This is a genomic window from Arthrobacter sp. TMT4-20 (assembly GCF_054510775.1).
Genome location: NZ_JBTNDW010000005.1, coordinates 132,556 through 158,154 on the forward strand (window position 1 = coordinate 132,556; position 25,599 = coordinate 158,154).

The 25,599-nt window shown below is 63.2% G+C and carries 24 protein-coding genes and 1 tRNA gene; 7 read left to right on the top strand and 18 right to left on the bottom strand.

Annotation, left to right across the window (positions count from 1 at the left end):
* The first annotated feature begins 91 nt into the window (after window positions 1–91).
* A complete protein-coding gene (trhA, locus tag ACX80Z_RS06895; protein ID WP_019483659.1) occupies window positions 92–754 on the top strand; it encodes a PAQR family membrane homeostasis protein TrhA in 663 nt (220 codons plus the stop codon).
* Window positions 755–812: 58 nt separating this feature from the next.
* Here trhA and ACX80Z_RS06900 read toward each other — a convergent pair whose 3' ends face one another.
* Window positions 813–1,130, bottom strand: a complete 318-nt coding sequence (locus ACX80Z_RS06900; RefSeq protein WP_459315374.1) for a hypothetical protein — start codon at window positions 1,128–1,130, stop codon at window positions 813–815.
* A 46-nt stretch (window positions 1,131–1,176) separates the two neighbouring features.
* The gene (mca, locus tag ACX80Z_RS06905; RefSeq protein WP_459315375.1) at window positions 1,177–2,106 is read right to left on the bottom strand and encodes a mycothiol conjugate amidase Mca; all 930 of its coding nucleotides are present in this window, start codon (window positions 2,104–2,106) and stop codon (window positions 1,177–1,179) included.
* Between the two features lie 67 nt (window positions 2,107–2,173).
* Here mca and ACX80Z_RS06910 point away from each other — a divergent pair, with 67 nt between their 5' ends.
* Together ACX80Z_RS06910 and greA are read left to right on the top strand one after the other, a co-directional pair.
* Entirely contained in the window at window positions 2,174–2,620 is a 447-nt protein-coding gene (locus ACX80Z_RS06910) for a DUF4307 domain-containing protein (RefSeq protein WP_243400612.1), read from the top strand.
* A gap of 254 nt (window positions 2,621–2,874) precedes the next feature.
* Window positions 2,875–3,372: a transcription elongation factor GreA gene (gene greA / locus ACX80Z_RS06915; protein ID WP_035747584.1), complete on the top strand. Its 498-nt coding sequence runs from the start codon at window positions 2,875–2,877 to the stop codon at window positions 3,370–3,372.
* 16 nt (window positions 3,373–3,388) lie between these two features.
* Here the strand turns inward: greA and ACX80Z_RS06920 are convergent, their stop codons facing one another.
* From ACX80Z_RS06920 to ACX80Z_RS06935, 4 genes are all read right to left on the bottom strand, one after another.
* Window positions 3,389–3,985 (bottom strand): rhomboid family intramembrane serine protease, encoded by a 597-nt coding sequence (locus ACX80Z_RS06920; RefSeq protein ID WP_459304417.1) that lies wholly within the window; start codon window positions 3,983–3,985, stop codon window positions 3,389–3,391.
* A gap of 2 nt (window positions 3,986–3,987) precedes the next feature.
* Complete coding sequence (ilvA, locus tag ACX80Z_RS06925; RefSeq protein WP_019483665.1) at window positions 3,988–5,241, bottom strand: threonine ammonia-lyase; 1,254 nt, start codon at window positions 5,239–5,241, stop codon at window positions 3,988–3,990.
* Window positions 5,238–6,437, bottom strand: a complete 1,200-nt coding sequence (locus ACX80Z_RS06930; protein WP_459315414.1) for an AI-2E family transporter — start codon at window positions 6,435–6,437, stop codon at window positions 5,238–5,240. Before ACX80Z_RS06930 ends, ilvA begins: the two co-directional genes overlap by 4 nt.
* A 245-nt stretch (window positions 6,438–6,682) precedes the next feature.
* On the bottom strand, window positions 6,683–7,534 hold the full coding sequence (locus tag ACX80Z_RS06935) for a Bax inhibitor-1/YccA family protein (RefSeq protein WP_024476355.1): 852 nt from the start codon (window positions 7,532–7,534) through the stop codon (window positions 6,683–6,685).
* A gap of 279 nt (window positions 7,535–7,813) precedes the next feature.
* Between ACX80Z_RS06935 and ACX80Z_RS06940 the strand changes: the two genes are divergently transcribed.
* The 4 genes from ACX80Z_RS06940 to ACX80Z_RS06955 all read left to right on the top strand — a co-directional run bounded on the left by ACX80Z_RS06940 (window position 7,814) and on the right by ACX80Z_RS06955 (window position 12,037).
* A complete protein-coding gene (locus ACX80Z_RS06940; protein WP_459315377.1) occupies window positions 7,814–9,166 on the top strand; it encodes a branched-chain amino acid ABC transporter permease in 1,353 nt (450 codons plus the stop codon).
* A gap of 11 nt (window positions 9,167–9,177) precedes the next feature.
* Complete coding sequence (locus tag ACX80Z_RS06945) at window positions 9,178–10,158, top strand: branched-chain amino acid ABC transporter permease (RefSeq protein ID WP_019483669.1); 981 nt, start codon at window positions 9,178–9,180, stop codon at window positions 10,156–10,158.
* A gap of 113 nt (window positions 10,159–10,271) precedes the next feature.
* On the top strand, window positions 10,272–11,300 hold the full coding sequence (locus ACX80Z_RS06950; RefSeq protein WP_459315415.1) for an ABC transporter ATP-binding protein: 1,029 nt from the start codon (window positions 10,272–10,274) through the stop codon (window positions 11,298–11,300).
* The gene (locus ACX80Z_RS06955) at window positions 11,297–12,037 is read left to right on the top strand and encodes an ABC transporter ATP-binding protein (RefSeq protein ID WP_019483671.1); all 741 of its coding nucleotides are present in this window, start codon (window positions 11,297–11,299) and stop codon (window positions 12,035–12,037) included. The genes ACX80Z_RS06950 and ACX80Z_RS06955 overlap by 4 nt, the downstream gene beginning before the upstream one ends.
* 578 nt (window positions 12,038–12,615) lie before the next feature.
* Here ACX80Z_RS06955 and ACX80Z_RS06960 read toward each other — a convergent pair.
* From ACX80Z_RS06960 to ACX80Z_RS07015, 12 genes are all read right to left on the bottom strand, one after another.
* Window positions 12,616–14,001, bottom strand: coding sequence for an ABC transporter substrate-binding protein (locus ACX80Z_RS06960; RefSeq protein ID WP_459315379.1), 1,386 nt, complete (start codon window positions 13,999–14,001; stop codon window positions 12,616–12,618).
* Between the two features lie 182 nt (window positions 14,002–14,183).
* Window positions 14,184–14,259 (bottom strand) — tRNA-Leu (locus ACX80Z_RS06965).
* A gap of 190 nt (window positions 14,260–14,449) precedes the next feature.
* Window positions 14,450–15,886, bottom strand: coding sequence for an NAD(P)/FAD-dependent oxidoreductase (locus ACX80Z_RS06970; RefSeq protein WP_019483673.1), 1,437 nt, complete (start codon window positions 15,884–15,886; stop codon window positions 14,450–14,452).
* Between the two features lie 78 nt (window positions 15,887–15,964).
* Window positions 15,965–17,413, bottom strand: a complete 1,449-nt coding sequence (locus ACX80Z_RS06975) for a S8 family serine peptidase (RefSeq protein WP_459315380.1) — start codon at window positions 17,411–17,413, stop codon at window positions 15,965–15,967.
* On the bottom strand, window positions 17,410–18,378 hold the full coding sequence (locus tag ACX80Z_RS06980) for a Ppx/GppA phosphatase family protein (protein ID WP_459315382.1): 969 nt from the start codon (window positions 18,376–18,378) through the stop codon (window positions 17,410–17,412). The genes ACX80Z_RS06975 and ACX80Z_RS06980 overlap by 4 nt, the downstream gene beginning before the upstream one ends.
* A complete protein-coding gene (locus ACX80Z_RS06985; RefSeq protein WP_019483676.1) occupies window positions 18,375–19,091 on the bottom strand; it encodes a DUF501 domain-containing protein in 717 nt (238 codons plus the stop codon). Before ACX80Z_RS06985 ends, ACX80Z_RS06980 begins: the two co-directional genes overlap by 4 nt.
* A gap of 96 nt (window positions 19,092–19,187) precedes the next feature.
* Window positions 19,188–19,913 (bottom strand): FtsB family cell division protein, encoded by a 726-nt coding sequence (locus ACX80Z_RS06990; protein WP_459315384.1) that lies wholly within the window; start codon window positions 19,911–19,913, stop codon window positions 19,188–19,190.
* Between the two features lie 82 nt (window positions 19,914–19,995).
* Window positions 19,996–21,276 carry a phosphopyruvate hydratase gene (eno, locus tag ACX80Z_RS06995; protein WP_019483678.1) on the bottom strand — a complete coding sequence of 427 codons (1,281 nt, stop codon included), beginning with the start codon at window positions 21,274–21,276 and terminating at the stop codon, window positions 19,996–19,998.
* Between the two features lie 32 nt (window positions 21,277–21,308).
* Window positions 21,309–22,100, bottom strand: coding sequence for a MazG nucleotide pyrophosphohydrolase domain-containing protein (locus ACX80Z_RS07000; RefSeq protein WP_459315385.1), 792 nt, complete (start codon window positions 22,098–22,100; stop codon window positions 21,309–21,311).
* Window positions 22,093–23,229: an adenosine deaminase gene (locus tag ACX80Z_RS07005; RefSeq protein WP_459315387.1), complete on the bottom strand. Its 1,137-nt coding sequence runs from the start codon at window positions 23,227–23,229 to the stop codon at window positions 22,093–22,095. The genes ACX80Z_RS07000 and ACX80Z_RS07005 overlap by 8 nt, the downstream gene beginning before the upstream one ends.
* 67 nt (window positions 23,230–23,296) lie before the next feature.
* Complete coding sequence (locus tag ACX80Z_RS07010) at window positions 23,297–23,935, bottom strand: DedA family protein (RefSeq protein ID WP_459315416.1); 639 nt, start codon at window positions 23,933–23,935, stop codon at window positions 23,297–23,299.
* 354 nt (window positions 23,936–24,289) lie between these two features.
* Window positions 24,290–25,582 carry a thymidine phosphorylase gene (locus ACX80Z_RS07015; protein ID WP_116778917.1) on the bottom strand — a complete coding sequence of 431 codons (1,293 nt, stop codon included), beginning with the start codon at window positions 25,580–25,582 and terminating at the stop codon, window positions 24,290–24,292.
* Window positions 25,583–25,599: the final 17 nt, after the last annotated feature.

The window sequence follows — 25,599 nt, forward strand, 5'->3', positions numbered from 1 at the left end:
CCGATAACAGCCTCGGGGTGGTTTACGAGATCCCTCACCGCAGCCTGGTTACCGTCGAGTAACATAGCGAGTCGACAGCTAGGATTATGCAATGACCTCGAGCTTCCCAGGCACCCTCAAACCGAAGTTGCGCGGCTGGCTACATGCGGGGGCCACCCCTCTGGCACTGGCCGCCGGCATCGTGCTCGTTGCCATCGCCCCGACGGCGGGCGGCAAGATCACGTCAGCCATCTATGCTCTGACCGGGGTGCTGCTCTTCGGCGTCAGCGCCGTCTATCACACCGGCACCTGGACCGACCGAACCAGGGTGGTCCTGAAGCGGCTTGACCACACGAACATCATGCTAGTGATTGCCGGCAGTTACACCCCGCTGGCCTGGGCCTTGCTGGAACCCGACAAGGCGGCTGTCCTGCTGTGGGTGATCTGGTCCGGCGCCATTGCTGGTGTCCTGTTTCGGGTGCTCTGGGTGAACGCACCACGCTGGCTCTATGTGCCCGTCTATGTGGCGCTGGGACTGGGCGCCCTCTTCTACCTGCCGGATTTCCTGGCCGCGAGCGTTCCTGCGACAGTACTCATCATCATTGGCGGCGCCCTATATATTGCCGGCGCGGTCTTTTATGCGCTCAAGCGCCCCAACTTCAGTGTCAGATGGTTTGGTTTTCATGAACTGTTTCATGCCTTCACCATTGCCGCCTTCACCGTTCATTTCATCGCTATCGTCATCGCAGTCCTGAATCCACTCCAGGGGCCTTGACCGGTTTATCCGGCCGGACGACGGCGGGTCGGCTCCCAAGTACCCAGGCCGACAGGGTCTAGCGGTTTCCCGGCGTCGTCTCTGGTCGCGAGTCGGAGTCATTGGCGCGACGTTCCCCAGGGACACGGTCGTCGTTGGGACCGGTTTCGGGGCCGCCTGAACCGGCGGCTTCGTCCATCATCCCCTGGTACCGAACCCTCCGGATCCGTTTGGACATGTCGCGGATAAGGAAGATGACAGCTATCACCATCAACAGGGTGAAAACGAAGCCCAGCAGACCGGGCGTCACCTGGCTGGGATCCAGCCCCGGCCTGAGCCCATCCTCCTGATCGGGGACAGGGCTCACGGTTGACACCAGGTTGAGCAGGTAATTCACAATGCACCACTTTCGAAAGGAACGGTGGGCCGCAAGGCCCACCTCCTTATTCTACGCCAGCGAAGAAGTCAGCTTCGGGCAGTTTGGCTTCCACCCGGGAGTGGATCAATGAGTAGTCTTCCCACGGCCAGACTTCGCGCTGCAGGTCTGCTGACACGGCGAAGAAGAACCCATCCGGATCAACCTGTGTCCGGTGCGAGAGCAACGCCCGATCACGGTGCTCAAAAAAGTCTCCACACTCGATCTGGGTAGTGGTCTTGTGCGTGGGTGCCGGGGCCTGATGGCCTTCCGAGTCGGCTTCAAGCCACGCCGCGATCCGAGCGGCATAGGGTGACTGCAGGCCGGCAGCTTCGAGGGCGTTGTGCAGTGCATGGAATCGTTCGGGATTGAACGCGCGGTCGTAATACAGTTTCGACGGCGCCCAGGCGGCCCCGGTGCCGGGATACCGATCGGCGTCGGCGGCTGCATGATAGGCCTCGACGGCCACCTTGTGGGCCATGATGTGGTCCGGGTGTGGGTACCCACCATTCTCGTCGTAGCTCAGGATGACGTGGGGGCGGAAATCACGGATCAGTTTGACCAGTGGTGCCGCCGCACGCTCCAGTGGCTGCACTGCGAAGCACCCGAACGGCAACGGAGGCAAGGGGTCGCCCTCGGGCAGACCGGAGTCCGTGAAGCCCAGCCAGCGCTGGCGGATTCCCAGCGCTCGCGCCGCGTCGGCCATCTCCACCCGCCGCAGGCCAGCCAGGTCCCGCAGTGCTCGGGGATCGCCAGCGACCTTCTCATTGAGGATGTCCCCGCGTTCCCCTCCGGTGCAGGTGGCAACCAGCACGTCGACGCCGGCGGCGGCGTACCGGGCCATGGTGGCTGCGCCTTTGCTTGACTCATCGTCCGGATGGGCGTGGACTGCCAGTAGCCGGAATCCCTCGCCAGGAGCCGACGCGCTGAATGATGGACGGTTTTCCGGGCTGGGCAACTACTGCTCCTGTGGGTTCGGCTATCGCTTTAGGCAATAGATTCCGGCGGGGATAAAATGGTTTCCGATGAACACCAACCAACCGCCAGTATCAAGAGTAGCCAATCGCTACGGCACCCCCAAGCCGGGATTACCAGGGCGGACGAAGAAGCGGATCATCTGGGGCGCCCTCGCCGTAGCAGTGGTCACCATCGGTGTGTTCACCGTACAGACTTCCGTCCCGGAGGTAACCAGCAAGGACGTCGGGTTCAACATTCAGGACGCCGGGAACGCCAACGTTGACTTCGATGTCACCAAAGCCCCCGACGCAACGGTGCAGTGCGCCGTGCAGGTCTTGAGCGAAACCTACGCGGTGGTGGGCTGGGAAATCGTGGAGATCGGTCCCAATAGCGCCGATGAAGGGACCGACGGCGGTCGCACCACAGCTCATCGTGCCCAGATCCGCACCGAATCCGTGGGTGTCTCAGGCGGGGTCAACGCTTGCTGGGTCATCGAGGAAAACGGTTCCGCATAGGCCTGCCGGAGATTCCGAACGTCTCGATTTCACTACATTTCGGCCTTTACCCCCGTGCCCTACCTTGGGATTACCGAGGCAGGGCGTCTACACTGGGGACAATACGTTCGGCTCTCCCCAACCGGTGATCAACTGTGTATGTGGTCACCAAGGGTGGAGCCTTTATTTGTTGCTAAGCCTGCTTACATCTCGTTGTGCAGGCTGTCACCATGCCGAAACCGCTCGATCAACGGGTTTCGGACATAGCTAAGGAGATGCCCGTGTCCACCAACAGTGCACCTGTCGCATGGCTTACCCAGGAGTCCTATGACCGCCTCAAGGCCGAGCTGGAGCATTTGTCCGGTCCCGGCCGGACCGAAGTTGTTGCCCGGATTGAACAGGCACGGTCCGAGGGTGACCTCAAGGAGAACGGTGGCTACCACGCCGCCAAGGAAGAACAGGGCAAGTCAGAGGCCCGGATCCGTCAGCTCACTGCGCTGCTGGAGAACGCCCACGTTGGCGAAGCCCCGGAAGACAACGGAATTGTGGAACCCGGCATGCTGGTTCACGCCAGGATCGCAGGCGACGACGCCACGTTCCTGCTCGGCAGCCGCGAAGTTGCCGGTGACACCGACATTGACGTCTACAGCGAGAAGTCTCCGCTGGGAGCTGCCATCCAGGGTAAGAAGGCCGGTGACAAAGTCACCTACACGGCGCCGAATGGCAAGGAGATTGAGGTTGAGGTCCTGTCGGCCAAGCCGTACGTAGGGTAAGACCTTTCTGACGCCCTTAACGGGCTTTTGACTGCCGACGGCGGTCCGTCCCACCAGGGGCGGGCCGCCGTTTCAGTATCACGGCAGCAAGCACCCCGCCGAGCGCCCCGAACAGGTGAGCCTGCCAGGAGATGTTGGAGCCCGCGCTGGGCAGGATTCCCCACAGGATCGAGCCATACATCAGGAAGACCACGAGCGCGAGCAGGATCTGTCGCAGGCTGCGGTTATAGAAGCCCCTGACCATCAGGTAGGCAAACAGGCCGAAAACCACGCCGGAGGCGCCGATGGTAAGTCCGCCGCCGAAAATCCACACCCCGATCCCGGATCCCAACCAGCTAGCCGCCACGGCAATGGCGAACCGACGTGTTCCCTCAAGGAATGTGAGGAAACCGAGCACCAGCAGCGGCAGCGTGTTGCTCAGGAGGTGTCCCACCCCGGCGTGCAGCAGCGGCGCGAACAGGACGCCGTCGAGGCCCGACACCTCCCGCGGGTCAATCCCCAGCCAGCCAACCAGTCGGGCGCCCGTGAGCACATTGACCAGGTGGATGGCCCAGAGCAGCGCCGCGAACACACCGACCGTGAGTAGTCCTTTGCGGGCGCGTTCGGCGAGCATACTCAGCCTTCGATAACCATGGGCTGGAATCCTTCGGCCCGCAGGTTACCGAGGATGAGATCGCAGTGTTCATCACCCTTGGTCTCCATATTGATGGTGATCGCAACATCTCCCATGCTGATGGATCCACCCACCCGGGTGTGATCGACACCGGTCACGTTGGCGTCGGATTCGGCGATGATCCGGGAAATCGTGGCCAGTGAGCCTGGCCTGTCATCGAGGAGCATCCGCACCACCAGGTACCTGCCCGCGGCGGCGAGTCCTCGCTGAATGACCTTGAGCATCAGCATCGGGTCGATGTTCCCGCCCGACAGGATGACCGCCGTATTTCCCGGGGAAGCGCCGTTCTCGGTGAGCTTGCCGTCGAGCAGGGCCGCCACCCCCACCGCGCCCGCGGGCTCCACCACCATCTTTGACCGTTCGAGCAAGAAGATCAGCGCCCGTGCCAGTGAATCCTCGGTGACCGTGACGACGTCGTCGACCAGTTCCTTGATGATCGAGAAGGGCAGCTGACCGGGGCGGCCCACGGCAATGCCGTCGGCGATAGTCGATACCTTGGTCAGCGGTACCAGCGCATCAGCCGCCAACGACGGCGGGTAGGCCGCAGCGTTTTCGGCTTGCACCCCGATAATCCGGATCTCCCGGCCCAGCTCCCTCGCTCTGGCCTTGACAGCGACGGCGACCCCAGCCAGCAGACCACCGCCGCCCACCCCCATCAGGATGGTGTCGACGTCGGGCACTTGTTCGAGGATTTCCAGCCCGATGGTCCCCTGACCGGCGACCACATCGACGTTGTCGAAGGGGTGGACGAATACGGTGTCGGTCTCCTCGGCGTACCGTTTGGCTTCCGCGAGCGCTTCATCGACGTTGTGCCCGTGAAGGACCACTTCGGCGCCGTGGCCGCGGGTGGCAGCGAGCTTGGGGAGCGCGACACCCAATGGCATGTAGATGCGCGCCTTGATGCCGAGCCGGGCGGCAGCAACCGCCACCCCCTGGGCGTGGTTGCCTGCCGACGCGGCCACCACTCCCCTGGCCTTCTCGGCGTCGGAGAGCCGTGCCATCCGCACGTAAGCGCCGCGGATCTTGAAGGATCCCGCCCGCTGCAGATTCTCGCACTTCAGCGACACATTGGCGCCAATCAGGCGCCCCAGCGCCCTGGACTCCTCAATCGGGGTGCGGGCGATGACTCCGTCAAGGAGTTTCTGCGCGGCTTGGACGTCATCCAGCGTCACGGCGAGATCCAAAAGATCAGTCACTGGTTGGCCTTTCGTGTGTCATCTGGGGTGGTGGTGTGGGTCGGGTGGTTGTTGGTGTTGTCGTCGCTGAGGGGAGGGTCCTCCGGAGGCTCCGGAAGGCCGTCGGGTGGTGGCGGGATCCCGCCGACGACCGGGTCTGTCTCCCAGGAGCGCGCGGCAATATATCGCACCACTGTGTTCACCACCGCGAGGAGGGGCACCGAAAAGAGCGCTCCGGGGATTCCAGCGATCAGTGTTCCGCCAGCGACGGCGAGGACCACCGCCAGGGGGTGGAGGGACACTGCGGGTCCCATGATCAGCGGTTGCAGGACGTGACCTTCCAGTTGCTGCACGACCAGCACAATGGCGAGCATGATCAACGCGTTGACCCAGCCGTTGGCTACCAGTGCGAGCAGGACCGCTACCAAACCGGTGAACAGTGCTCCCACGATGGGGATGAAGGATCCCAGGAAGACCAGGACACTGAGCGGCAGCGCCAGCGGCACCCCGATCAGGGCGGCACCGACTCCGATACCCACAGCATCAACGAACGCTACGAGCATCTGCACCCGAACGTAGTTGGCCATTGAGGACCAGCCACGGCGTCCGGCGCCGTCGACAGCTGTTCGGGCGTCACGCGGCATCAGCCCAACCACGAAGCGCCAGATCCGCTCCCCCTCCAAGAGGAAGAAGATCAGGGCGAAGACCGCCAGCAGCGCCCCGGCCGCGAAGCTGCCGGCGCTACTCCCAAGAGAGATCACGCCTGTCACGATCGATCCGCTGTTGTTCTGGACGGCGCTGGCACCCTCACTGATGAACTGGTCTATCTGGAAGTCGGTGAGACCCAGCGGCCCATCGTGGAGCCAGGTCTGGACCTGCCGGATCCCCTCCACCACCTCATCCCAGAGATCGGTAAATCCGAGAGCCAGTTGCCGGCCCGCCAGCGTTGCCATCGAGCCCACCACTCCCAGGAACCCTACGACGGTGAGGGCGACGGCGAGACCGTTCGGGACCCGCGCCTTCCGCAGCAAACCCATCACGGGTAACAGGAGGCTGGCCAACAACCCTGCGAGCAGGAGCGGGATAATGAGTAGCGAGATGTGTCCGAGGAGCCAGATCAGCATCCCGGCCACGACGATGATCAAGCCGACCCGCCATGCCCACGCAGCCGAGAGGCTCAGCGCGTACGGTACATCCCTGACGAGGGCCCGCCCCATGGCCTGTTCGCGGGCGCCCTGAATACCCGACGGGGTCTGCCGCTGAGGGGGGCGAATCATGGTGCAATCTTTCCACACGTCACTGATCGTTCAGCACTGGGTCCAGCCTGCTGGACCCGTGTGACTAAAGGTCAGCCCACTGCCAATCGAACGGCACTGGGCGGACTGTCCAGGGGGCTGTTAAACACTTGTGCCCGCAACAATCGCTGCGGGCATAAGTCGAAGGATTACGAAATGCTGAGGACTTAGTCGCTGCCGCGCAGGATCGCGATGAGGCGAATGAACTCCACGTAGAGCCAGATCAGCGTGACGGTCAGGCCGAAGGCCGCGGTCCACGAGTATTTCTGGGGTGCACCGTTTCGCACTCCGTCGCTGATCGACGTGAAGTCGATAACGAGGGAAAAGGCGGCGAGCCCGATCGCGAAAATACCAATAATGACACCGAGTGGGATACCGGCGATTTCGATTCCGGTGCGCAGGCCCCAGGGGTCTTCGCTAACGCCAAAGAGCATCAGACCGAGGTTGACCAGGCTGAACGCTGCGTACCCGAGGATGGCGATCATGAAGATTTTCATCGCCTTGGGTGTGGCACGCACCTTGCCGCTCTTGAACAGGGCCAAAGTGATGGCGAAGACGGTGAGCGTCCCCACGAGGGCCTGCAGCGCGATGTTGGGGAACTGAGCCTCCAACACCATGGTCAGCCCGCCAACGAACAGACCCTGCAGGAATGCGTAGGCCAGGATCAGCGCCGGGACGGGTTCCCGTTTGAAAGCGTTGACCAGTCCAAGTACCAGCCCGCCGACCATACCGACGATCATCAGCGGCATCACGAGCCCTGGGAGCAGGAAGGCTGGCACAGCAGCACCGACCAGTACAACGCCGATCGAGAGGACTGTCTTGACGATCACGTCGTCGAAGGTCATCCGTCCGGTCTGCGAGGGCCCCGCTGATGGCTGGTTGTACAGGTCTTCCATCTGGGTGGTGCTCATTGCGCTTTGGCCGGCGAGCGCAGTTGCGCCTTGCCCTGCCGGAGTGTTGCCGCGAGCAGCGGTACGGAAGTTCTTTCCGTTGAATACCGGGTTACCGCCAAGTGCCATGTGAACTTGTCCTCCAATGGGGGATGAATGTGATTTTAACCTTATCAATGTCAACGCTTTTTCCGACATTTTGTTCCCTGCAGCGCCAGCGGCGCCAGCAGTCGTTACCCAATCGCTACCCGCCGGTAGCCGTTTGGGTATCCGTCGAAACATGGCACGGGTAACATGAACTCACACTCGGTGACATGTGTCACAAGACATGTGGCACCAGACGTATGCCACAAGCCGTCCTTACTCCACCGGATCGCCGGTGGGGCACCCCATAGTGAGGTTCATAACTTGATAACCCGACCGACGCCTGCGTGGATCAGGAGGCTGCTGGTTTTCGCGACCGGCCTCATCGCCGTCCTCATGCTTAGCGCCCCCGCAGCCCAGGGCTACCACCCAGGGGCCCCCGCGACAGCTCCCAGCACACTGGCCGCAACGCATCTCCCCGGGCAGATCGTTGCCCAGGAGTTCACTGACCGGATCAGTGGTGTTCTCCGGAACGCCGACGGCCCTCTCGCGGACGTTACTATCTCGGTATCGGGCAACGGGTTCGATGGTGAGACTACTTCGGCAGCCAACGGGTCCTGGTCCGTCGGGGTACCCGAGCAGGGTGCCTACGAGGTAACCCTCGAAGTTGACACCCTCCCCGAGGGTGCGGCCCTGGCTGAAGGCCAGGCCAATCCGCGCACAGTCACCTTTGCTGGCACATCCAACGTCACCACACTGTTTCTGTTCGGCGAGGGGATCGTCACAACCACCACCAGCTTCTGGGACACCCTCGCGGAGCGCTCCCTCGCCGGTCTCAGCTTCGGCCTGCTGCTCGCGCTGAGCGCCGTCGGGCTGTCGTTGATTTTCGGTACAACCGGGCTCACCAACTTCGCCCACGGCGAGATGGTTACCTTTGGCGCGGTAGTTGCCTTCGGATTCGCCGCATTGGGGTTGCCCATCTTCGTGGCAATACCGTTGGCGGTGGTCGCTGGTGCTCTCCTCGGGTGGGTCCAGGATGCTGGTTTGTGGAAGCCCCTGCGCCGTCGCGGAACCGGGCTGGTTCCCATGATGATCGTCAGCATTGGGCTCGCCCTGGCGCTCCGGTACATCATTCAGTTCAATTTCGGTGGTGCCACGCAGCAGTTGCCTGGCGCCCAGAGCGCTCGGCTGGACTTCGGACCGGTCTCCATTTCACAGAACAACCTCAATTCGTTGCTGATTTCCCTGGTGATCATCCTGTTGGTTGGGTTCCTCCTCCTGCGCACCCGCCTCGGCAAAGCCACCCGCGCGGTGTCGGACAACCCAGCCCTCGCTGCCGCTTCAGGTATCGATGTGGACCGGGTCATCCGGATTGTCTGGATGGTCGGCGGGGCGCTGGCAGCCCTCGGCGGAATCCTCTGGGCGTACTACCGTCCGGGCGTCTCCTTCAACATGGGTCAGCAGATCCTGCTGCTCATCTTCGCTGGCGTTGTCCTCGGTGGACTGGGCACCGTGTTCGGTGCCCTCATCGGGTCGATCATCGTAGGACTGTTCGTGGAAATCTCGACCATCTGGCTGGAAGCCGACCTTAAGTATGTGGGAGCGCTTCTGATCATGATTCTGGTTCTTCTGTTCCGGCCGCAGGGTATCCTCGGCCGCAAAGAGCGCGTCGGTTAGGGGCTCACATCATGGATTTCGGAAATATTCTTGCACTCGCCTTCGGCGAAATGATCAGCCCCACCACCGCCGCTTATGCTCTGGCCGCCCTCGGTCTCGCCGTGCACTTTGGCTATTCAGGACTGCTGAACTTCGGCCAGGCCGGTTTCATGGCCGTGGGTGCCTACGGCTACGCAATTTCAACCCTGACTTTCGACGCTCCCCTGCCAGTCGCCGTCCTGGTGGCGTTGACGGCCTCCGTGCTTTTCGCTCTCATCCTGGGCATTCCCACCCTGCGCCTACGAGCCGACTATCTCGCGATCGTCACTATCGCCGCAGCGGAAATCGTCAGGTACATCGTGACCACCAACGGGCTGACCGAGGTGACGGGCTCAGCCAACGGCCTCGCCAACTTCGAGAATGGCTTCTTCGCGCTGAATCCGTTGGCCCCGGGGTCCTACAACGTGGGACCCATCGCGATGAACGAGCGTGACCTGTGGATCAGAATCGTGGGCTGGACCATTGTGGCCCTCGCCTGCCTGACCGTCTGGTTGCTCATGCGCAGCCCCTGGGGCCGTGTGCTCAAGGGGATCAGGGAGGACGAGAACGCTGTTCGTGCCCTGGGCAAGAACGTGTACGCGTACAAGATGCAGGCGCTGGTTATCGGTGGCCTCCTCGGTTCCCTGGCGGGCATGATCTTCACCCTCCCCCGCGGCGCGGTACAGCCTGCCAACTACGCCACGGAGCTAACGTTCTTCCTGTACACCTGTCTCCTGCTCGGTGGCATGGCCACAGTTCTTGGACCGGTGATCGGGGCCATGATCTTCTGGGTGGTGCTGTCACTGACCCAGGGGCTGCTCTACGGCGCAATTGAAATCGGTGCCATCACCTTCCTGTCCAACGTGCAGGCAGGTCAGTTGCGCTACATCCTCGTTGGCGTCGCGTTGATGCTGCTAATGGTGTTCAGACCCCAGGGCGTCCTGGGTAACAAGAAGGAGCTGGCGTTCGCATGACTGAACCACTAGAGACGCAGCCGACCACCGGGGACGGGCGTCCACCCAAACACAGTGCGGCCACCCCCGGAGCTGTGGAGTCAGCACCCGCCGGCTCAACCCCGGTGGACTACATGACCGATTCCCGCGACATCACCACCGGGCAGACCGGTCCAGGCTGCAAAAAACGGGACCCCATCCTGGTCGCGGAGAAGGTGACCCGCCAATTCGGCGGGATGAACGCCGTCGACGTCGATTATCTCGAGGTCCCCCGCAACAAAATTACTGCGCTGATCGGGCCCAATGGTGCTGGCAAGACCACACTCTTCAACCTGTTGACCGGCTTCGACACCCCTAATAGCGGGCAGTGGCGTTTCGACGACCGTGACATCGCCGGGGTGCCGTCCTACAAGGTGGCCCGGATGGGGATGGTGCGTACCTTCCAGCTCACCAAGGTGATGGGCAAGCTGACCGTCATGGAGAACATGCGTCTGGGCGCCACGGCACAACCCGGTGAGAGCCTCGCCCGGGCCCTGTTCAAGGGGCTATGGGGTAAGCGGGAGAAGGAAATCACCGAGCAGGCAGACGTGCTCCTCGCCAAGTTCAAACTGGATGCGAAGAAGGACGACTACGCGGCGTCACTGTCGGGAGGCCAGCGTAAGCTGCTCGAAATGGCGCGGGCCCTGATGGTCAAACCGGTTCTCGTCATGCTCGATGAGCCGATGGCTGGAGTTAACCCAGCACTCACTCAGTCCCTGCTGGACCACATCAAGAACCTCAAGGCCGAGGGAATGACGGTGCTGTTCGTCGAGCACGACATGCACATGGTCCGTCACATCGCGGATTGGGTGGTGGTGATGGCCGAGGGCAGGATCGTCGCCGAAGGGCCGCCCGAGATAGTGATGAAGGATAAGGCCGTGATCGATGCCTACCTTGGCGCGCATCACGACGTCGACCTCGGCGACTCAAAGGGCGTCGAGATGCTTGAAGTTGAGCTCGCCCAGGACGAGGAGTCCGTCGTCGGCACCGCCGACGCCGGGATCCTCGCTCACCCCGGTGGCACCCAACTGGACGGCACGCCAGTCGAAACCACTCCCACAGGCCAGACTGGTCCCGCCACAACGGCGGATACCGCACCGGACAGCAAGGAGACCCGACAATGAGCGAGGACAACAGCACATCGGTGGTCAAGGTCACCAACCTGGTGGCTGGTTACCTGCCGGGCGTCAACATCCTCAACGGCTGCAGTATTGAGGCACGGTCGGGTGAGCTGATCGGCATCATCGGCCCCAACGGCGCTGGCAAGTCCACGCTGCTCAAGGCCATGTTTGGGCTGGTGAAGGTACATTCCGGCACTGTGGTGGTCAGGGACAAAGACATCACCGGGCTCAAGGCCAACAAGCTGGTTAGCCAGGGGGTCGGGTTCGTCCCACAGAACAACAACGTGTTCGCCTCGCTGACCATCGAGGAAAACCTCGAAATGGGTATGTACCAGCGGCCGAAGGACTTCAAGAAGCGGTTCGACTTCGTCGCTGACTTGTTCCCCGAACTGGGGAAGCGTCGGGCACAGCGGGCCGGGTCGCTCTCGGGCGGCGAACGCCAGATGGTGGCGATGGGACGGGCGCTCATGATGGACCCGGCAGTACTCCTGCTCGATGAGCCCTCAGCCGGTCTCTCACCAGTGAAACAGGATGAGACGTTCCTACGGGTACATGAGATCAACCGGGCGGGAGTTTCGGTGATCATGGTCGAGCAGAACGCCCGCCGGTGTCTCCAGATCTGTGACCGGGCGTATGTGCTCGATCAGGGGAAGGACGCGTACACGGGTACGGGCCGCGAGCTGATGAAGGATCCGAAGGTGATCCAGTTGTACCTGGGCACCCTCGCCGACACGGCTTAGCAGGCTCCTCAGGACCTTAAACGCCCGGCTGGGAATCCAGCCGGGCGTTTTGCGTTGGGCGCGTCCTCACCTGTTGAGGGAGTTCTGGGCCATAGCCAAGGCCAAGGGGCTCCGGGTGGATTTCATGACCGTGCATTGTCACGGCTGGGCGAACGTGGACAGCTGTCTCGGCAAGGTGAGGGCCCTGCACGAGTGCGCAGACCGAGGACTTCATGCGGGGCACCGTCGCCGGCATGCGGGCCATGCCCTATGTGGAGCCATTCGCCTGGAAAACCCGGGCGATCACAGACCCGAAGATGGGTAACTCGGCCCTCTTGACGGTCGAGGCTGGCGAACCTCCACCGGGAAGCTTTACGCCTCCCTGTAGGGCACAGGCGGCTTCCCTATAGTGCACTGGGGTCGTTCGGGTGGCCACACGGTCGGCTGCAGGCTGACGGCTGGCGGCGGTCCGGTGGGCAGCGAGAAAACATGCCCCGCTGTCCGGGTTGCTCACCAAAACGGCCGTTGCAATTCCCAGGTTCTGGGAGTTGCAACGGCCGTTGGTGGTGCGAGTGAATCAGTTGGGCTGACTAGACCGCTTAGAGCTGTCCGGTTTCGGAACGGCTCGGCTGCGGGACGTTGTCGCCGTCGAATGCATAGATCCCGATGAAGGCTTCGGTTGGGTCACCGTTTTCGTCAAAGGTGATCGGGCCGGAGATACCGTCATAGTCGATGTCTTCGCCGTCGCGCAGAAGGGTCACGCAAGCCGCGAAGTCGTAGCACTTCTCGCCTTCGCCGGTGACACCCTGAAGTTCGGCTGCAATTGCTGCACCATCGGTTGAACCTGCTGCTTCAGCTGCCAACGCGACAACATTCGCAGCGTCGTAGCTTTCACCTGCATAGCTCCAGCTGGTGAGGGCGGGATCGATTTCCAGCAATGCCTCCTGGAAGGCGTCACCGGTGAAGGGGCCAGGAATGGTTCCCTGAGCACCTTCCATGGTTCCTGGATCCAGATCTGCACTGTAGTCGGCCGTGTTGCCGTCCACCAGGAACAGGGTGCTTGGATCAATGCCCTGGGCCGTCAAGAGCGGCACAATGCTGGTTGCCTGGTCGAAGCTGATGACTACGATGGCGTCCGGCTCGGTAGCTACCACTGCGTCGACCTGGCTGCTGAACTGTGAGTCACCCTCGTTGAACATCTCGTTGGCGACCACCTGGCCACCAGCTCCTTCAACTGCCTCGCTGATGAAGCCCTGAAGCCCGGTGCCGTAGGCATCGTTCAGGGTGACCATGCCGACCGTCTGGGCGCCACATTCCATGATGTAGTTGCCGAGCACGCGGCCCTGCAGCACATCTGAAGGTGCGGTGCGCCAGTACAGTCCGTTGTCATCCCAGTCGGTGAAGTCGGGAGCAGTGTTCGCAGGCGAAATCTGGATCACGCCAGCTCCGGTGATCTGGTTGATCACGGTTCGTGAAACACCTGAGGATGCGGCGCCGATGATGGCGCTGACGTCCTGAGACAGCAGATCCGTCACAGACTGGGTGGCAATGTCGGTGGTCGTGTCACCCGAATCGCGGTGGATGATCTCGACGTCCTGGCCGAGCACGCCGCCAGCCTCGTTGATCTCCTGAACGGCGAGGTTGGTGCCAGCAATTTCGGGCGGACCGAGGAACGCTAGAGCACCTGTGGTTGGAAGGAGCGTTCCCAGGACCAGTGGTGTGTCGGAGGTGGTAGTCGCCTCGGGAACAGCGGACGGGTCCCCCTTCGGGTTGGCCTCGGGCGCTTCGCCACCCTGACTCTCCGGGCAGCTGAGCCCAGTTGCAGCGGCAGGGGCGGCTGAGGTTTCGCCGCCGTCTCCTTCAGGAGTGGATCCGCCGCAGGCAGATGCAAAGAGCGCGATGCCCAGCCCCAAGGCAGCGACCTTTGCCGCGCGAGGTGCATTGTTTCCAATGCCGAACCGCACGGAGTTGCGTGTTGCAGTCATGTATGTTTTCTCCTCGACCGAAAGGCATTCTGTGCCTTTGATGCGATCACCAGGTGTTCCTGGTATGTAGAAAAGCTAATGCAAAAATGTGTCAAAAATAAGCAAAAACGGTCACATCCTTGTAACGCTCGCCACAGAGGGGTACAACCACCCGGAGTTTCGCGTTCGCACACGCGGCTTCATGGTGCCCCAGGTCAGACTCGAACTGACACTGAACAGATTTTAAGTCTGGTGCCTCTGCCATTGGGCTACTGGGGCGTGACGGGCTGAATCGTCGTCTCTAGCCTACGTGATCGTTGCACCACACGTGGTCCGAGCAGAGCCAATCCATCCCGGCGACTGGTCACGTAACTGCGGGGTCGTCCTCCACACGCTTCCCGTTAAGAAGTAACGGCGGCACCCGCTCCAGGAGCCGGTGCCGCCGTTAGTTCCAGTCAGTCAGCTGAACCTATTTCCTGGCTGGCTCACTATAGGAATCGCTTTTCGCTGCACCGGCGCTGGAGGGAGCTTCAGCCTTCTTCGGCGGCGGCGTCGCGGCCTCACGGAACTGACGCTTGGGCGTCTGCAAATCCATCAGCTGGGTGGTGTCCCGTCCGAAGACGAAGCTCAGAATCCAGTTGAAGACCACTCGGAACTTACGCTCGAACATCGGCATCGCCATCCCGTGATAGCCACGGTGAGCCAACCACGCGGGGAGTCCTCGCATGCCGAAGCCCATGATGTTGGCAACACCCTTGTACTGCCCGAAGCCAGCCACAGCACCGAGGTTCTTGTGCTTGTATTCCTTGACCCTGCCGACGCCGTTGTTTTGCGCGTAGATGTTCTTCGCGAGGAGTTTGGCCTGGCGCACAGCGTGTTGGGCGTTGGGAACGCAGAATCCGCCGACGCCGCCGCCGGTGAGGTCTGGAACTGCGGCGACATCGCCGGCGGTCCACGCACCCTCAAGGGGTCCGTCGTCACCGGTGATCCGCAGTTCGGCGTTGGCGCGAATACGGCCACGCTCGTCGATCGGGAAGTCAGAGGACCTGACCATCGGGTTGGCCTGAACCCCAGCGGTCCAGATCAGGGTGTCAGTCTCGAACTCGTCCGCTGGAGTCTTGTCCGGCATATTGATCAGCTTCAGCCGGCCATCCACCGCGCTAGCCAACGAGGTATTCAACTTGACCTGAATTCCTCGGGACCTTAGGTGGGCGACCACCCACACCGCCTGGGATTCAGTTACCTCGGGCATGATCCGTCCCATGGCTTCCACCAGGACGAACCTCAGGTCCGAGTGCTCAAGCCGGTCGTTTTTCTTGACCGCCGCCCGGGCCATGTCCTCGATTTCGGTGATGGTTTCAATACCGGCGAATCCGCCGCCAACCACAACGAAGGTCAGGGCACGGTCGCGCTCCGGTCCGGCCGCCATCAGCGAGCCGGTCTCGATCCGCTCCAGCATCTGGTTGCGCAGTGCGACAGCTTCCTCGATGGTTTTCAGGCCGATCCCCTGGTCCTTCAACCCTTCAATCGGGAAGGTCCGGGTGATGGAACCGGCGGCGACGACGACATCGCGGTAGGTCAGCTCGAACGGTTCGCTACCGTCAGCCGGGGCGACCGTTGCAGTACGGCGGGCGTGGTCGATGCCGGTGACCTTGCCGGTGATCAGCTCGGTCTGCTTGAGGTGGGTGCGGTGCGAAACCACTGCGTGGCGGGCTTCAATGTTGCCACCGGCCACCTCGGGGAGGAACGGCTGGTAGGTCATGTAGGGCAGCGGGTCCACCAGGGTGACAATGCCACCGTGGGACTTGATCTTCTTCTGTAGCTTGTGGGCCACATAGAGACCTACGTAGCCGCCACCGACTACAAGAATGCGCGGACGATCGGAGAACTGTTGATTCAGTGCCATGCCTCGATGGTACCGGACTTTGTGAAAAAGTTCACTAAGTTTACGTTGAGCCTTGAGCCCGGCCAACAGGATCAGTGTCTAGGGCCGAGGTTCGGCGGCCGCTTCCAGAGAATCCGTGTCGGTATTCTCGTCCATCGGGTTGGACAAAGCGGCCCTCCGCGCACGGACGACTGCGAAGGTCCCAGCGGCAAGGACCACCACTATCAGGCCGCCAAAACCCAGCACGATCGACGCGGGAAGCCCGCCGGAGGTGCCAGTGCCATCTTCGGCCACCGGCACCTCCGGCTCGGGGATATCAGCCGCCGTGGGTTTGCTGGCTGGAGCATCGGCCTCGGGTGGGGGTGCTGGAGCTCCTCTGCGGTAGATCTCGATATATTCGGCCATCGAACCCAGGAGGTTTTCCTCGGGGACGGCAATCTCGGCATTAACCGCCGCTGCCACGTCGAGGATCCCGTAGCCGTAGATAGTGTCGCGTTCCTCGCCCTCGGCGCCGGCCTCCTGGGCCGTCAACAAAATCCGGTTGACGACCTGGGCCGCGGAGAGGTCAGGGTACTTCGAACGGATCAGCGCGGCGGTTCCAGCGACCAGAGGCGCAGCTCCCGAGCTGCCCGACCAGTCGGCGTATACCCCACCCGGCAGGGCTCCCACCAGGTTCTCGGCAGGAGCAGCGACCCCGATACTGATTCCCTCGGATGAGGATTCGCGGCTCGCTTGGCCCTCCCGGTCCAGACCAGCGACGGCGAGAACGCCGGGCATGGTCGCCGGAGCACCCACCTGCAGGGAGCCTCCCGCACGGTTACCCGCGGCGGCGACGATGACGACGTCGTTTTGCTCGGCGTAAAGGAAGGCCTCGTCCCAGCTCTCCGGCCAGGTCGGTGAGGTGCTTCCAAGCGACATGTTGATCACCTGGGCTCCGTTGTCCACCGCCCAGCGCACAGCGTTCGGGATCTGGGTGTCGATACTGATGCCCGCTGGATTGGGTCCCTTGGTTTCGCCTTCAATCCAGACGGACACGGCCAACAGCTCTGACTCAGGTGCCACTCCGACAATCCCGTCCGATCCCCGACCGTAGGTATCGGGGCCGGACGTAGCGACCGGTTCGGGCGACGGCGACTCGTCAGCGGCATCTTCATCGTCGGATGGTGAGGGGCTGGGCGGAGGATCGGGCAGGTGCCCGCGGCCGGCCAGCAGGCTGGCGACGAGAGTGCCGTGCTCAGCAACCTCGCCGATGCCGAGCTGACCGTCGGGTTGCCCCGACCCCGAAACGTCGCTGCCGCCTACCACCACTCCCTCAAGATCGGGATGTGAACCGTCTACGCCACTGTCGATGACAGCGACCCGGACTCCCTCGCCCTTGGTGGTTTCCCAGGCTTCGACGATCCCGTAGTCTTCCAGCCAGTATTCGCGTTCCCGCAGGTCATCTGCCTGAGCCGGGAGGGCAGGAAGGAGTGCTGCTGCGACAGCCACACCGAGCAGGCAAGCCGTGGCTCGCAACCGGGAGCTGAAAGCTCCGCTGGGGTTGGTCACTGGGTGGTTTTCCTGTTCTGGCTGAGGGCAATTCCGTCAAGAATATCGTGCTCGCTGGCGACAGAGGTTTTCACCCTGCCCCCGGTGGCATCGGCAAGGTGGGCGGTGATGGTGCGCCAAATCAATGCGCCGGCACCGATCACATCCACCCGGCCGGGGTGCATGTACGGCAGGGCGGCGCGGGATTCCCTGCTCATTGCCAGCAGCTCGGTGGAGGCCCGCCAGACCCGCTCCTGGTCCAGTTCTGCGCCATGAATGTCCGCCGAGCTGTACTCCGGCAGGTCCAACGCATGAGCGGTGATGGTGGTGATGGTTCCTGCCACCCCTATCAGCCGGCTGACCCGGTTAAATGGCACGTCCTGTGAAGCCTCGGCGATCAGGCGTCGGACCTCGGTTTCCATGGTCGCGATCTCCTGAACAGTGGGCGGGTCTGCGGCCAGGTATCGCTCAGTGAATCGCACGCACCCCATATCCATGCTGCGTGAGGCCGTCACCCCTGCAGAAGTGCCGACGACGAATTCGGTGCTTCCGCCGCCCAGATCGATGACGAGCGCCAGCGACTCATCGGCCGGGGAGGCCGCCGCGGGAAGCACGCTCAGCGCACCATCGAATGACAGTGCGGCTTCTTCAGCCCCGCTGACCACTTCCGGCGCTACCCCCAGCAGCGCGCTGATGCCCGAGGTGAATTCTTCGCGGTTCTCGGCATCCCTGGTCGCCGAGGTGGCGACGAACCGTATCCGGTCGGCTCCGTGCAGGCCGATAAGTTCAGCGTATTCGCGGACCGCGGTGAAGGTGCGTTCGAGCGCGGCCGCGGACAACCGCCCGGTGGTATCCACTCCCTCCCCGAGCCTGACCACGCGCATGAGACGCACGACGTCGGTGAGGGACCTGCCGTCGTCGTCCACGTCAGCGATCAGCAGTCGGATGGAATTGGTGCCGCAATCGATGGCGGCTGTGCGGATCATGGTTTCTCCGGCGTGTTTGCGTCGGTGCCGGTGGGTGCTGTGCCGGTGCTGGCCGTCGTCGCTTCAGCTGCGTCGGCAGCCGCACGACGCGAGGCGCGTTTCGCGTCGATTTCCTCTGGGCTGAGGTTCTGGGTGCGGGTGTGCCGGCTGAGTTCGCGGTCCGGCGCCGAGCCGGCCGTGTCCCAGGCACCGGAGCAGTAGCAGGTGTCCCGGGTCCACCACTGGGCAATACCTTCAACCGCTTCGTCGCCGAGCGGGTTGACACCCGGGCCGGCCGCCAGTGAGTGTCCCACCAGGACGTGGAGGCATTTGACCCGGGTGGGCATTCCGCCGGCTGACACGCCGTCGATCTCCGGAACAGGACCCGTCCCTGACCGGTCGCCGATGGCTTTACGGACACGAAGGTACTGCTCGTGCGCCGACTGGTACTTCTCGGCGAGCCCCGGGTCGTGTTCAAGCCGTGCCGTCATCTCGGCCATCAAGCCCGACGCTTCAAGGCGGGAGACCGCAGCAGTGATCACCGGATGCGTCAGGTAGTAGGTGGTGGGAAAGGGGATGCCGTTGGACAGCCGGGGGGCGGTGGTCGCCACCAGCGGGTTGCCGCAGACACAGCGAGCACCAATTTCGACGACGTCGCGCACGGGACGGCCAAGTTGGCGGCTGAGCGTTTCCAGATCGGATGTGGTCAGCTCGGTGCCGGGTGCAGCGTCCATATCGGGGCCCAACCTTTCGTGGTTGAAGTTCGTGGAGGGAGATGAGGTGCCGTGTTCCGGGACCTGCACCGGGAATGATGAGCGCGGGTGCGGGCGCTAGGAGTCTGTTGCAGACCGCTCAATGGAGTCCCAGAGCGCATCGACCCAGGGGAGATCCTGCGGGGCGTCGCCGGAGGAGCCGACTGCTTCTTCGCCTGGTTCGGTGTCGCCGACCACCACATAGCGGGTCTCACCGGGCATCACCAGGAAAATTCGTTCGCGGGCCTGGGCCTTGATATAGGCGGGGTCCTCCCAGCGGGCGAGCTGCCGCTGGGATTCCAGTTGGGTTTCCTCCAGGGCGGCAATCTCGTCCCGCAGAGTGTTGAGCTCGCCCTGCTGGACCAGGTAGGTACGCACCGATGGCGCCAGGAGGACCGTGATGGTCACCAGCACTACCGCCAGCGCCAAGAGCCGACCGGAGAAGGATTTGGCCGGAATGGGCTTGGCATCCTCGGCCGGCACAATTGCTGGCGCTTCACGCCGGAACGGTTGGCGTGCCCGCCGGATGGTGCCAGCGAGTTGCAGCCGCTGCTTCGCCCGTTCCTCTGACGGGGTCAGAGGTGTTGGCGCCGGACGCGGTGCGGGTCCTGCCGGTTTCCCGGTCGGACCCGCACCGCGTGTAGCCGGTTTGGCTGCGGTGGACTTGCCTGCACCCGCGACAGGCTTCTTGGGTGTTCGCCGCGCCGTAGGCGTGGCGTGTGTCCCATGCCGGTCGATGGGTGCTGGTGCCGGCGGCGCCTGAGGACCAGCGCTGCGCGGCACCTTGGGGCGGCGGGTAGACATCAAAACTCCTCAAAATCCTCTGTATCGGGACTGGTGGCCTGTGAGCCGTCCCTATTACGAGGGTAGCCGCCGCTGCTGCTAACTAGGCTTTGAAACGCGGGAAGGCGCCTCGCCCTGCGTACCGGGCGGCGTCGTCGAGCTCTTCTTCGATCCGTAGGAGCTGGTTGTACTTCGCCACCCGCTCGGATCGTGCCGGAGCGCCGGTCTTGATCTGGCCGGCGTTGGTTGCGACGCAGATGTCAGCAATCGTCGTGTCCTCGGTTTCGCCTGACCGGTGCGAGGTAATGGTGGTGTAGCCAGCACGCTGCGCCATGGAGATCGCATCGAGGGTCTCGGTCAGTGTTCCAATCTGGTTGACCTTGACCAGCAGCGAGTTGGCGGTATCTGCTTCGATGCCGCGGGCGAGACGCACTGGGTTGGTGACGAAGAGATCGTCGCCAACCAGCTGAACCTTTGAGCCGACCTGCTCGGTGAGGGCTTTCCACCCGTCCCAGTCTTCTTCATCCAGGGGGTCCTCGATGGAAACCAACGGGTAATCGCGCACCAGTTCACCGTAGTAGGTGTTCATGTCGGCGGAGGACAACGTCTTCCCCTCGAAGTGGTAGGCGCCGTCCGTGTAGAACTCCGAAGCCGCTACATCCAGTGCGAGGGCAATGTCCTGACCCGGCGTGTAGCCGGCGCGCTCGATGGCTGTGGTGATCAGGTCGAGCGCATCGCGGTTGGACGGCAGGTTTGGCGCAAATCCGCCTTCGTCGCCCAACCCGGTGGCAAGGCCCTTTTCCTTGAGCACGGACTTCAGTTCGTGGTAGACCTCAACGCCCCAGCGCAGACCCTCGGAGAAGGATTCGGCGCCCAGGGGAACGATCATGAACTCCTGGATGTCGACGTCGGAGTCGGCGTGGGAGCCGCCGTTCAGGATGTTCATCAGCGGAACGGGCAGTACATGGGCGTTGGGGCCGCCGAGGTAACGGTAGAGCGGCAGCTTGGAGGACTCCGCGGCGGCGCGGGCGATGGCCAGGGAAACGCCGAGCATCGAGTTGGCGCCAAGGCTTGACTTGTTCTCTGTGCCGTCGAGGTCAATCATGGCCTGGTCGATGGCCCGCTGGTCGGTGGCATCGAAGCCGAGGAGCGCCGGCTGGATCTGCTCGATCACTGCTTCGACGGCCTGCAGAACACCCTTGCCGAGGTAGCGGGCCTTATCGCCATCACGACGTTCGTTGGCTTCGAAAGCACCGGTGGAAGCACCGGAGGGCACAGCCGCACGGCCGAAGGTGTCGTCGTCGAGCAGTACTTCCACCTCGACGGTGGGGTTGCCGCGGGAATCGAGGATTTCACGCGCGTGGATGGCGTCGATGATGGCCATGTATTGCTCCTTTGGTTCTAGGGTGAATAATCTCAAGGCGTCCGGTCAGGGCTAACCTGACCGGTTGATGGGTTCGATCCCAGCCTAGTGGAAACGTCTGTCGCAGCGCCTTTCATGTCCTCCGGAAGACTGGTGCGTGAGCGCTCCTGAAATCGGAGTGCCGCTGAGCGTAGCGCCCGCTCCGGGTCGAGCCCGCTCGCGATGGCTCGCTGCACCACCTCGAGCAACTGCTCCCCCAGTTCGGCTTCGGTTTGCGGTTCGGCGCCCGCCAACGCTGCGGCTGGCTCAGGCAGCGGATCAGCGGCCCGACGCAGGGTTTTGGCCGCCAGAGCCAGAGCGGGAAGGTGCGTGGGTATTCCGTGGAACGGATCAACCCGACCGGGCTCCTCCGCACGTTTGACCTGATGCCAGGTCTCAACGATCGATTCGATCGAGGAGGGAAAGCTCTGCCGCAGCGTTCCGTCGGGCGCGAAGACGTGGGGGTTGCGACGGACCATCTTGCGTGTCAGACCGTCGATCACGTCGGTGAGGTCGAAACGACCGTGCTCCCGCTGCAGTTGGGCGTGGAGTACCACCTGCAGCAACACATCACCCAGTTCCCCGCGCAGGTTGGCCGCTGAGTCAAGACTGGCAGCGCTGCTTGAGGCGTCGTCGAGCGCATCGACCAGCTCGTAGCACTCCTCTACCAGATACTCGACGAGTGAAGCGTGCGTGAGTTCAGCCATCCAGGGGCAGTGTTCCCGGAGCTGGGCTACCACCTCGACCAGCCGGTCCAGCGGATGCTGGCCTTCTGGCGAGGCGGAGCCCGGCGGTGACTCAGGCATCAGCGCGAAGAAAACCTTCGGTGACGTAGTCGGCAAGCGCCTCGCGGTCTTCGAGTGGCAGGAACGCTGCGTTGACCGCGTTGAGGGTCAGCTCCAGCAGATCGTCCAGGTCATAGTCGAAGGTTTCGGAGAGTAGCTCGAACTCGTCGGTCAGGGTGACACCGCTCATCAGGCGGTTGTCGGTGTTGACGGTCACCTTGAATCCCAGCTGGAACAGCAGGTCGATGGGGTGGCTGGCGATGTCCCCACCGAACGCTGCGATGGCTCCGGTCTGGAGGTTCGAGGAGGGGCACACCTCAAGGACGATGCCGCGGTCGCGTACCCAGGCGGCCACCTGGCCGAGGGTGACGACGCCGAGTTCGGGCTCGTCGCTGTCCTCGTCATATTCAATCTCGATGTCTTCGGCGATCCGGACCCCATGCCCGAGGCGTAGCGCGTGCCCGTGAACCAGGGCGTCAACGATGCTGTCCAGACCAGCGGCCTCGCCAGCGTGGACGGTCACCGGGAACTGGTGTTCTGCCAGGTAGGTGAACGCGTCCTTGAACCGGGACGGCAGGAATCCGTCCTCGGCGCCGGCAATGTCGAACCCGACGGCGCCCTTGTCGCGGTGGCGAACGGCCAGTTCAGCGATTTCCTGGCCGCGGTCTGCGTGCCGCATGGCGGTGATCAGCTGACCCACCTGGATGGCCCGGCCGCCGGCAACGATTGCGTCGACGCCCTCGTCGAGGCCCTGCTGGACAGCTTCAACGGCTTCGTCAAGGCTGAGGCCCTTGGCGGTGTGCTGTTCCGGTGCCCAGCGCACCTCGCCGTAGACGACGCCGTCGTCGGCCAGGTCCTCAACGAACTCGCGGGCTACGCGGATCAGGCCTTCGCGGGTCTGCATGACAGCGATGGTGTGGTCAAAGGTCTCGAGGTAGCGGACCAGGGAACCGGAGTTGGCTGATTCCCTGAACCATTCGCCCAATGCCACCGGATCGGTGGACGGCAGTTGGTGGCCAACCGCTTCGGCTAGTTCGATGATGGTGGACGGGCGCAGGCCGCCGTCGAGGTGGTCATGCAGGGACACCTTGGGCAGGCTCCGCAGGTCGAAGGAGAGGTCGGTCGCTGGGGAGATTATTGGCTCAGTCACTTCACTTACCTTACGCGAGGTGCTTTGTGGGGACTAGCGCTGAGGCGCCCGTTCAGGAACGGCACCGTTACTGGCTGTCCGAGGGAACCCTGGCCGGCTCGGGACGCATCGGCGTTGAGCCGCGGACGGCTGCAATGATGCGGTCCACAACGATCCCGAGAATGACGGCGATCCCGATGGCTACCATGACGCCGAGCAGATGATTGTGCTCGAACCAGGAGCCAGCGAGGACGCCAATGCCGACCGAGTAGGTCGACCACACCACCGCCGAGAGTGCGGTGAGCCCAACAAAGCTTCGGCGTGAATACCCGGTGGCTCCTGCCGTGAGGTTCACCGCCACCCGCCCGATGGGGATGAACCGTGCCACAAGGATCAGTGAGGCAGCGCGCTTTTGCAGCTCATATCCGGCCCAGGCAAAGGAGCGTTGCATACGGGCCGAGCGCATCCAACGAAACCGTCGGGTGCCGATCGCTTTTCCCATCGCGTACGCAATGTTGTCGCCGATGAACGCCCCGAGACCCGCCGAAATTATCAGGAACCAGGGGTTGGGAACACCCTGGGTGAGCACTAGTGAGGCGAGCCCGACAACCACCGATTCGCTGGGGAAGGGCGGGAAGAACCCGTCGACGGTGCAGCAGATGAACACCAGGAGGTAGACCCAGGGTTGCTCGGCGGTGCTGAGGATGAAGGTGCTGACCGCGTTCAGGGCTGTGATGACAGCGTCCATGTTCGATCTACCCCCTTATCCGCCCTCGCTGACTGTCCGACAGTTATCACGATGCCATCCGCCGAGGGTCGCCGCCATGGGTGGATCCCCTGACACAACCCCTGTTTCCCTCAGGGCTGAGGCCGGTTGCGTCAGGGCCCGGTTGTGTCAATGCCCGGTTGGTCGGGCCAGGTTGGTCGGGCCAGGTTGTTCGGTCGCCGTGATACCTCAACGTTAGGGCGAGGAGGTCCCGGACCGCGTCGCCCGTTCGGCTGATCTTTGGGCTGCCCGCATCCACCCACAGGGGGACATCACCGCCAGGACAGTCCGGCGGCGGCGCGCTCGGCGCGGCTGTTACGCCTCGGCGATACGGTCCAGGATCAGCTGATAATTGGGCCTGGATCCTTCGGGCGCAATGACGACGGCGCCGTCGAGCGCCTCGCGTGCCCGATCGAACTTCTCGGGGGTATCGGTCAGCAGGGTCATCAGCGGCTCGCCAGCCCGCACCAGAGCACCGGGCTTGGCGTGCATCCGGATTCCGGCCCCTGCCTGCACTGCATCTTCCTTACGGGCACGTCCCGCGCCGAGGCGCCAGGCGGCAACCCCAACGGACAGCGCATCCAGTTCCACCAGAACCCCGTCAGCGGGAGCAAAGATAGTCTCGGATTCCTTGGCTACCGGCAGGGTTGCGCGGGGATCGCCGCCCTGGGCTTCGATCATTTTGTTCCACACGTCCATGGCGCGCCCGTCCTGCAGCGCGGCGGCCGGATCCGCGTCCTTCACCCCGGCGCAGGCAAGCATTTCCTCCGCAAGTCTGACGGTCAGTTCGACGACGTCCTGCGGGCCGCCGCCGGCCAGCACCTCAACCGATTCCTCAACCTCGATGGCGTTGCCTGCGGTGAGGCCCAGTGGGGTCGCCATGTTCGTGAGCAACGCAACGGTGTTGACGCCCGCGTCCTGGCCCAGGGCGACCATGGTGCGCGCCAGCTCGCGGGCCTGCTCCAGATTCTTCATGAACGCGCCGCTACCGACCTTGACGTCGAGCACCAGCGACCCTGTGCCTTCGGCGATTTTCTTGCTCATGATTGAGGAGGCAATAAGCGGGATCGCTTCGACCGTACCCGTCACGTCACGCAGCGCGTAGAGCTTCTTGTCGGCGGGCGCCAGACCGGCTCCCGCAGCGCAGATCACGGCTCCGACGTCGGCCAGTTGGCGCATCATTTCGTCGTTTGTCAGGTCGGCGCGCCAGCCGGGGATGGACTCCAGCTTGTCCAGGGTGCCCCCGGTGTGGCCCAGTCCACGCCCCGAGAGCTGCGGGACTGCTACCCCGAAGACCGCGACCAGGGGTGCCAGTGGGAGCGTGATCTTGTCGCCGACGCCGCCCGTCGAGTGTTTGTCGCTGGTGGCTTTGCCGAGCGACGAGAAGTCCATCCGCTCACCGGAGGCGATCATCGCCGTCGTCCACTGGCTGATTTCCTCACGGTTCATGCCGTTAAGGAGGATTGCCATGTTGAGGGCGGCCATTTGCTCATCGGCGATGGCACCGCGGGTGTACGCGTCGATGGTCCAGTCGATCTGCGCCGGGCTGAGGGTGCCTTTGTCCCGCTTGATCCGGATGATGTCGACGGCGTCGAACTGCTCAGACATGAGTGGGGGTGTCCTTT

Excerpts from the sequence above, each read along its gene's own strand:
- trhA (WP_019483659.1), top strand. The coding sequence starts at position 92 with ATGACCTCGAGCTTCCCAGGCACCCTCAAACCGAAGTTGCGCGGCTGG.
- ACX80Z_RS06910 (WP_243400612.1), top strand. The coding sequence starts at position 2,174 with ATGAACACCAACCAACCGCCAGTATCAAGAGTAGCCAATCGCTACGGC.
- greA (WP_035747584.1), top strand. The coding sequence starts at position 2,875 with ATGCCCGTGTCCACCAACAGTGCACCTGTCGCATGGCTTACCCAGGAG.
- ACX80Z_RS06920 (WP_459304417.1), bottom strand. The coding sequence starts at position 3,985 with ATGCTCGCCGAACGCGCCCGCAAAGGACTACTCACGGTCGGTGTGTTC.
- ACX80Z_RS06930 (WP_459315414.1), bottom strand. The coding sequence starts at position 6,437 with ATGGGGCGGGCCCTCGTCAGGGATGTACCGTACGCGCTGAGCCTCTCG.
- ACX80Z_RS06935 (WP_024476355.1), bottom strand. The coding sequence starts at position 7,534 with ATGGCACTTGGCGGTAACCCGGTATTCAACGGAAAGAACTTCCGTACC.
- ACX80Z_RS06945 (WP_019483669.1), top strand. The coding sequence starts at position 9,178 with ATGGATTTCGGAAATATTCTTGCACTCGCCTTCGGCGAAATGATCAGC.
- ACX80Z_RS06950 (WP_459315415.1), top strand. The coding sequence starts at position 10,272 with ATGACCGATTCCCGCGACATCACCACCGGGCAGACCGGTCCAGGCTGC.
- ACX80Z_RS06955 (WP_019483671.1), top strand. The coding sequence starts at position 11,297 with ATGAGCGAGGACAACAGCACATCGGTGGTCAAGGTCACCAACCTGGTG.
- ACX80Z_RS06960 (WP_459315379.1), bottom strand. The coding sequence starts at position 14,001 with ATGACTGCAACACGCAACTCCGTGCGGTTCGGCATTGGAAACAATGCA.
- ACX80Z_RS06970 (WP_019483673.1), bottom strand. The coding sequence starts at position 15,886 with ATGGCACTGAATCAACAGTTCTCCGATCGTCCGCGCATTCTTGTAGTC.
- ACX80Z_RS06980 (WP_459315382.1), bottom strand. The coding sequence starts at position 18,378 with ATGATCCGCACAGCCGCCATCGATTGCGGCACCAATTCCATCCGACTG.
- ACX80Z_RS06985 (WP_019483676.1), bottom strand. The coding sequence starts at position 19,091 with ATGGACGCTGCACCCGGCACCGAGCTGACCACATCCGATCTGGAAACG.
- ACX80Z_RS06990 (WP_459315384.1), bottom strand. The coding sequence starts at position 19,913 with ATGTCTACCCGCCGCCCCAAGGTGCCGCGCAGCGCTGGTCCTCAGGCG.
- eno (WP_019483678.1), bottom strand. The coding sequence starts at position 21,276 with ATGGCCATCATCGACGCCATCCACGCGCGTGAAATCCTCGATTCCCGC.
- ACX80Z_RS07000 (WP_459315385.1), bottom strand. The coding sequence starts at position 22,100 with ATGCCTGAGTCACCGCCGGGCTCCGCCTCGCCAGAAGGCCAGCATCCG.
- ACX80Z_RS07015 (WP_116778917.1), bottom strand. The coding sequence starts at position 25,582 with ATGTCTGAGCAGTTCGACGCCGTCGACATCATCCGGATCAAGCGGGAC.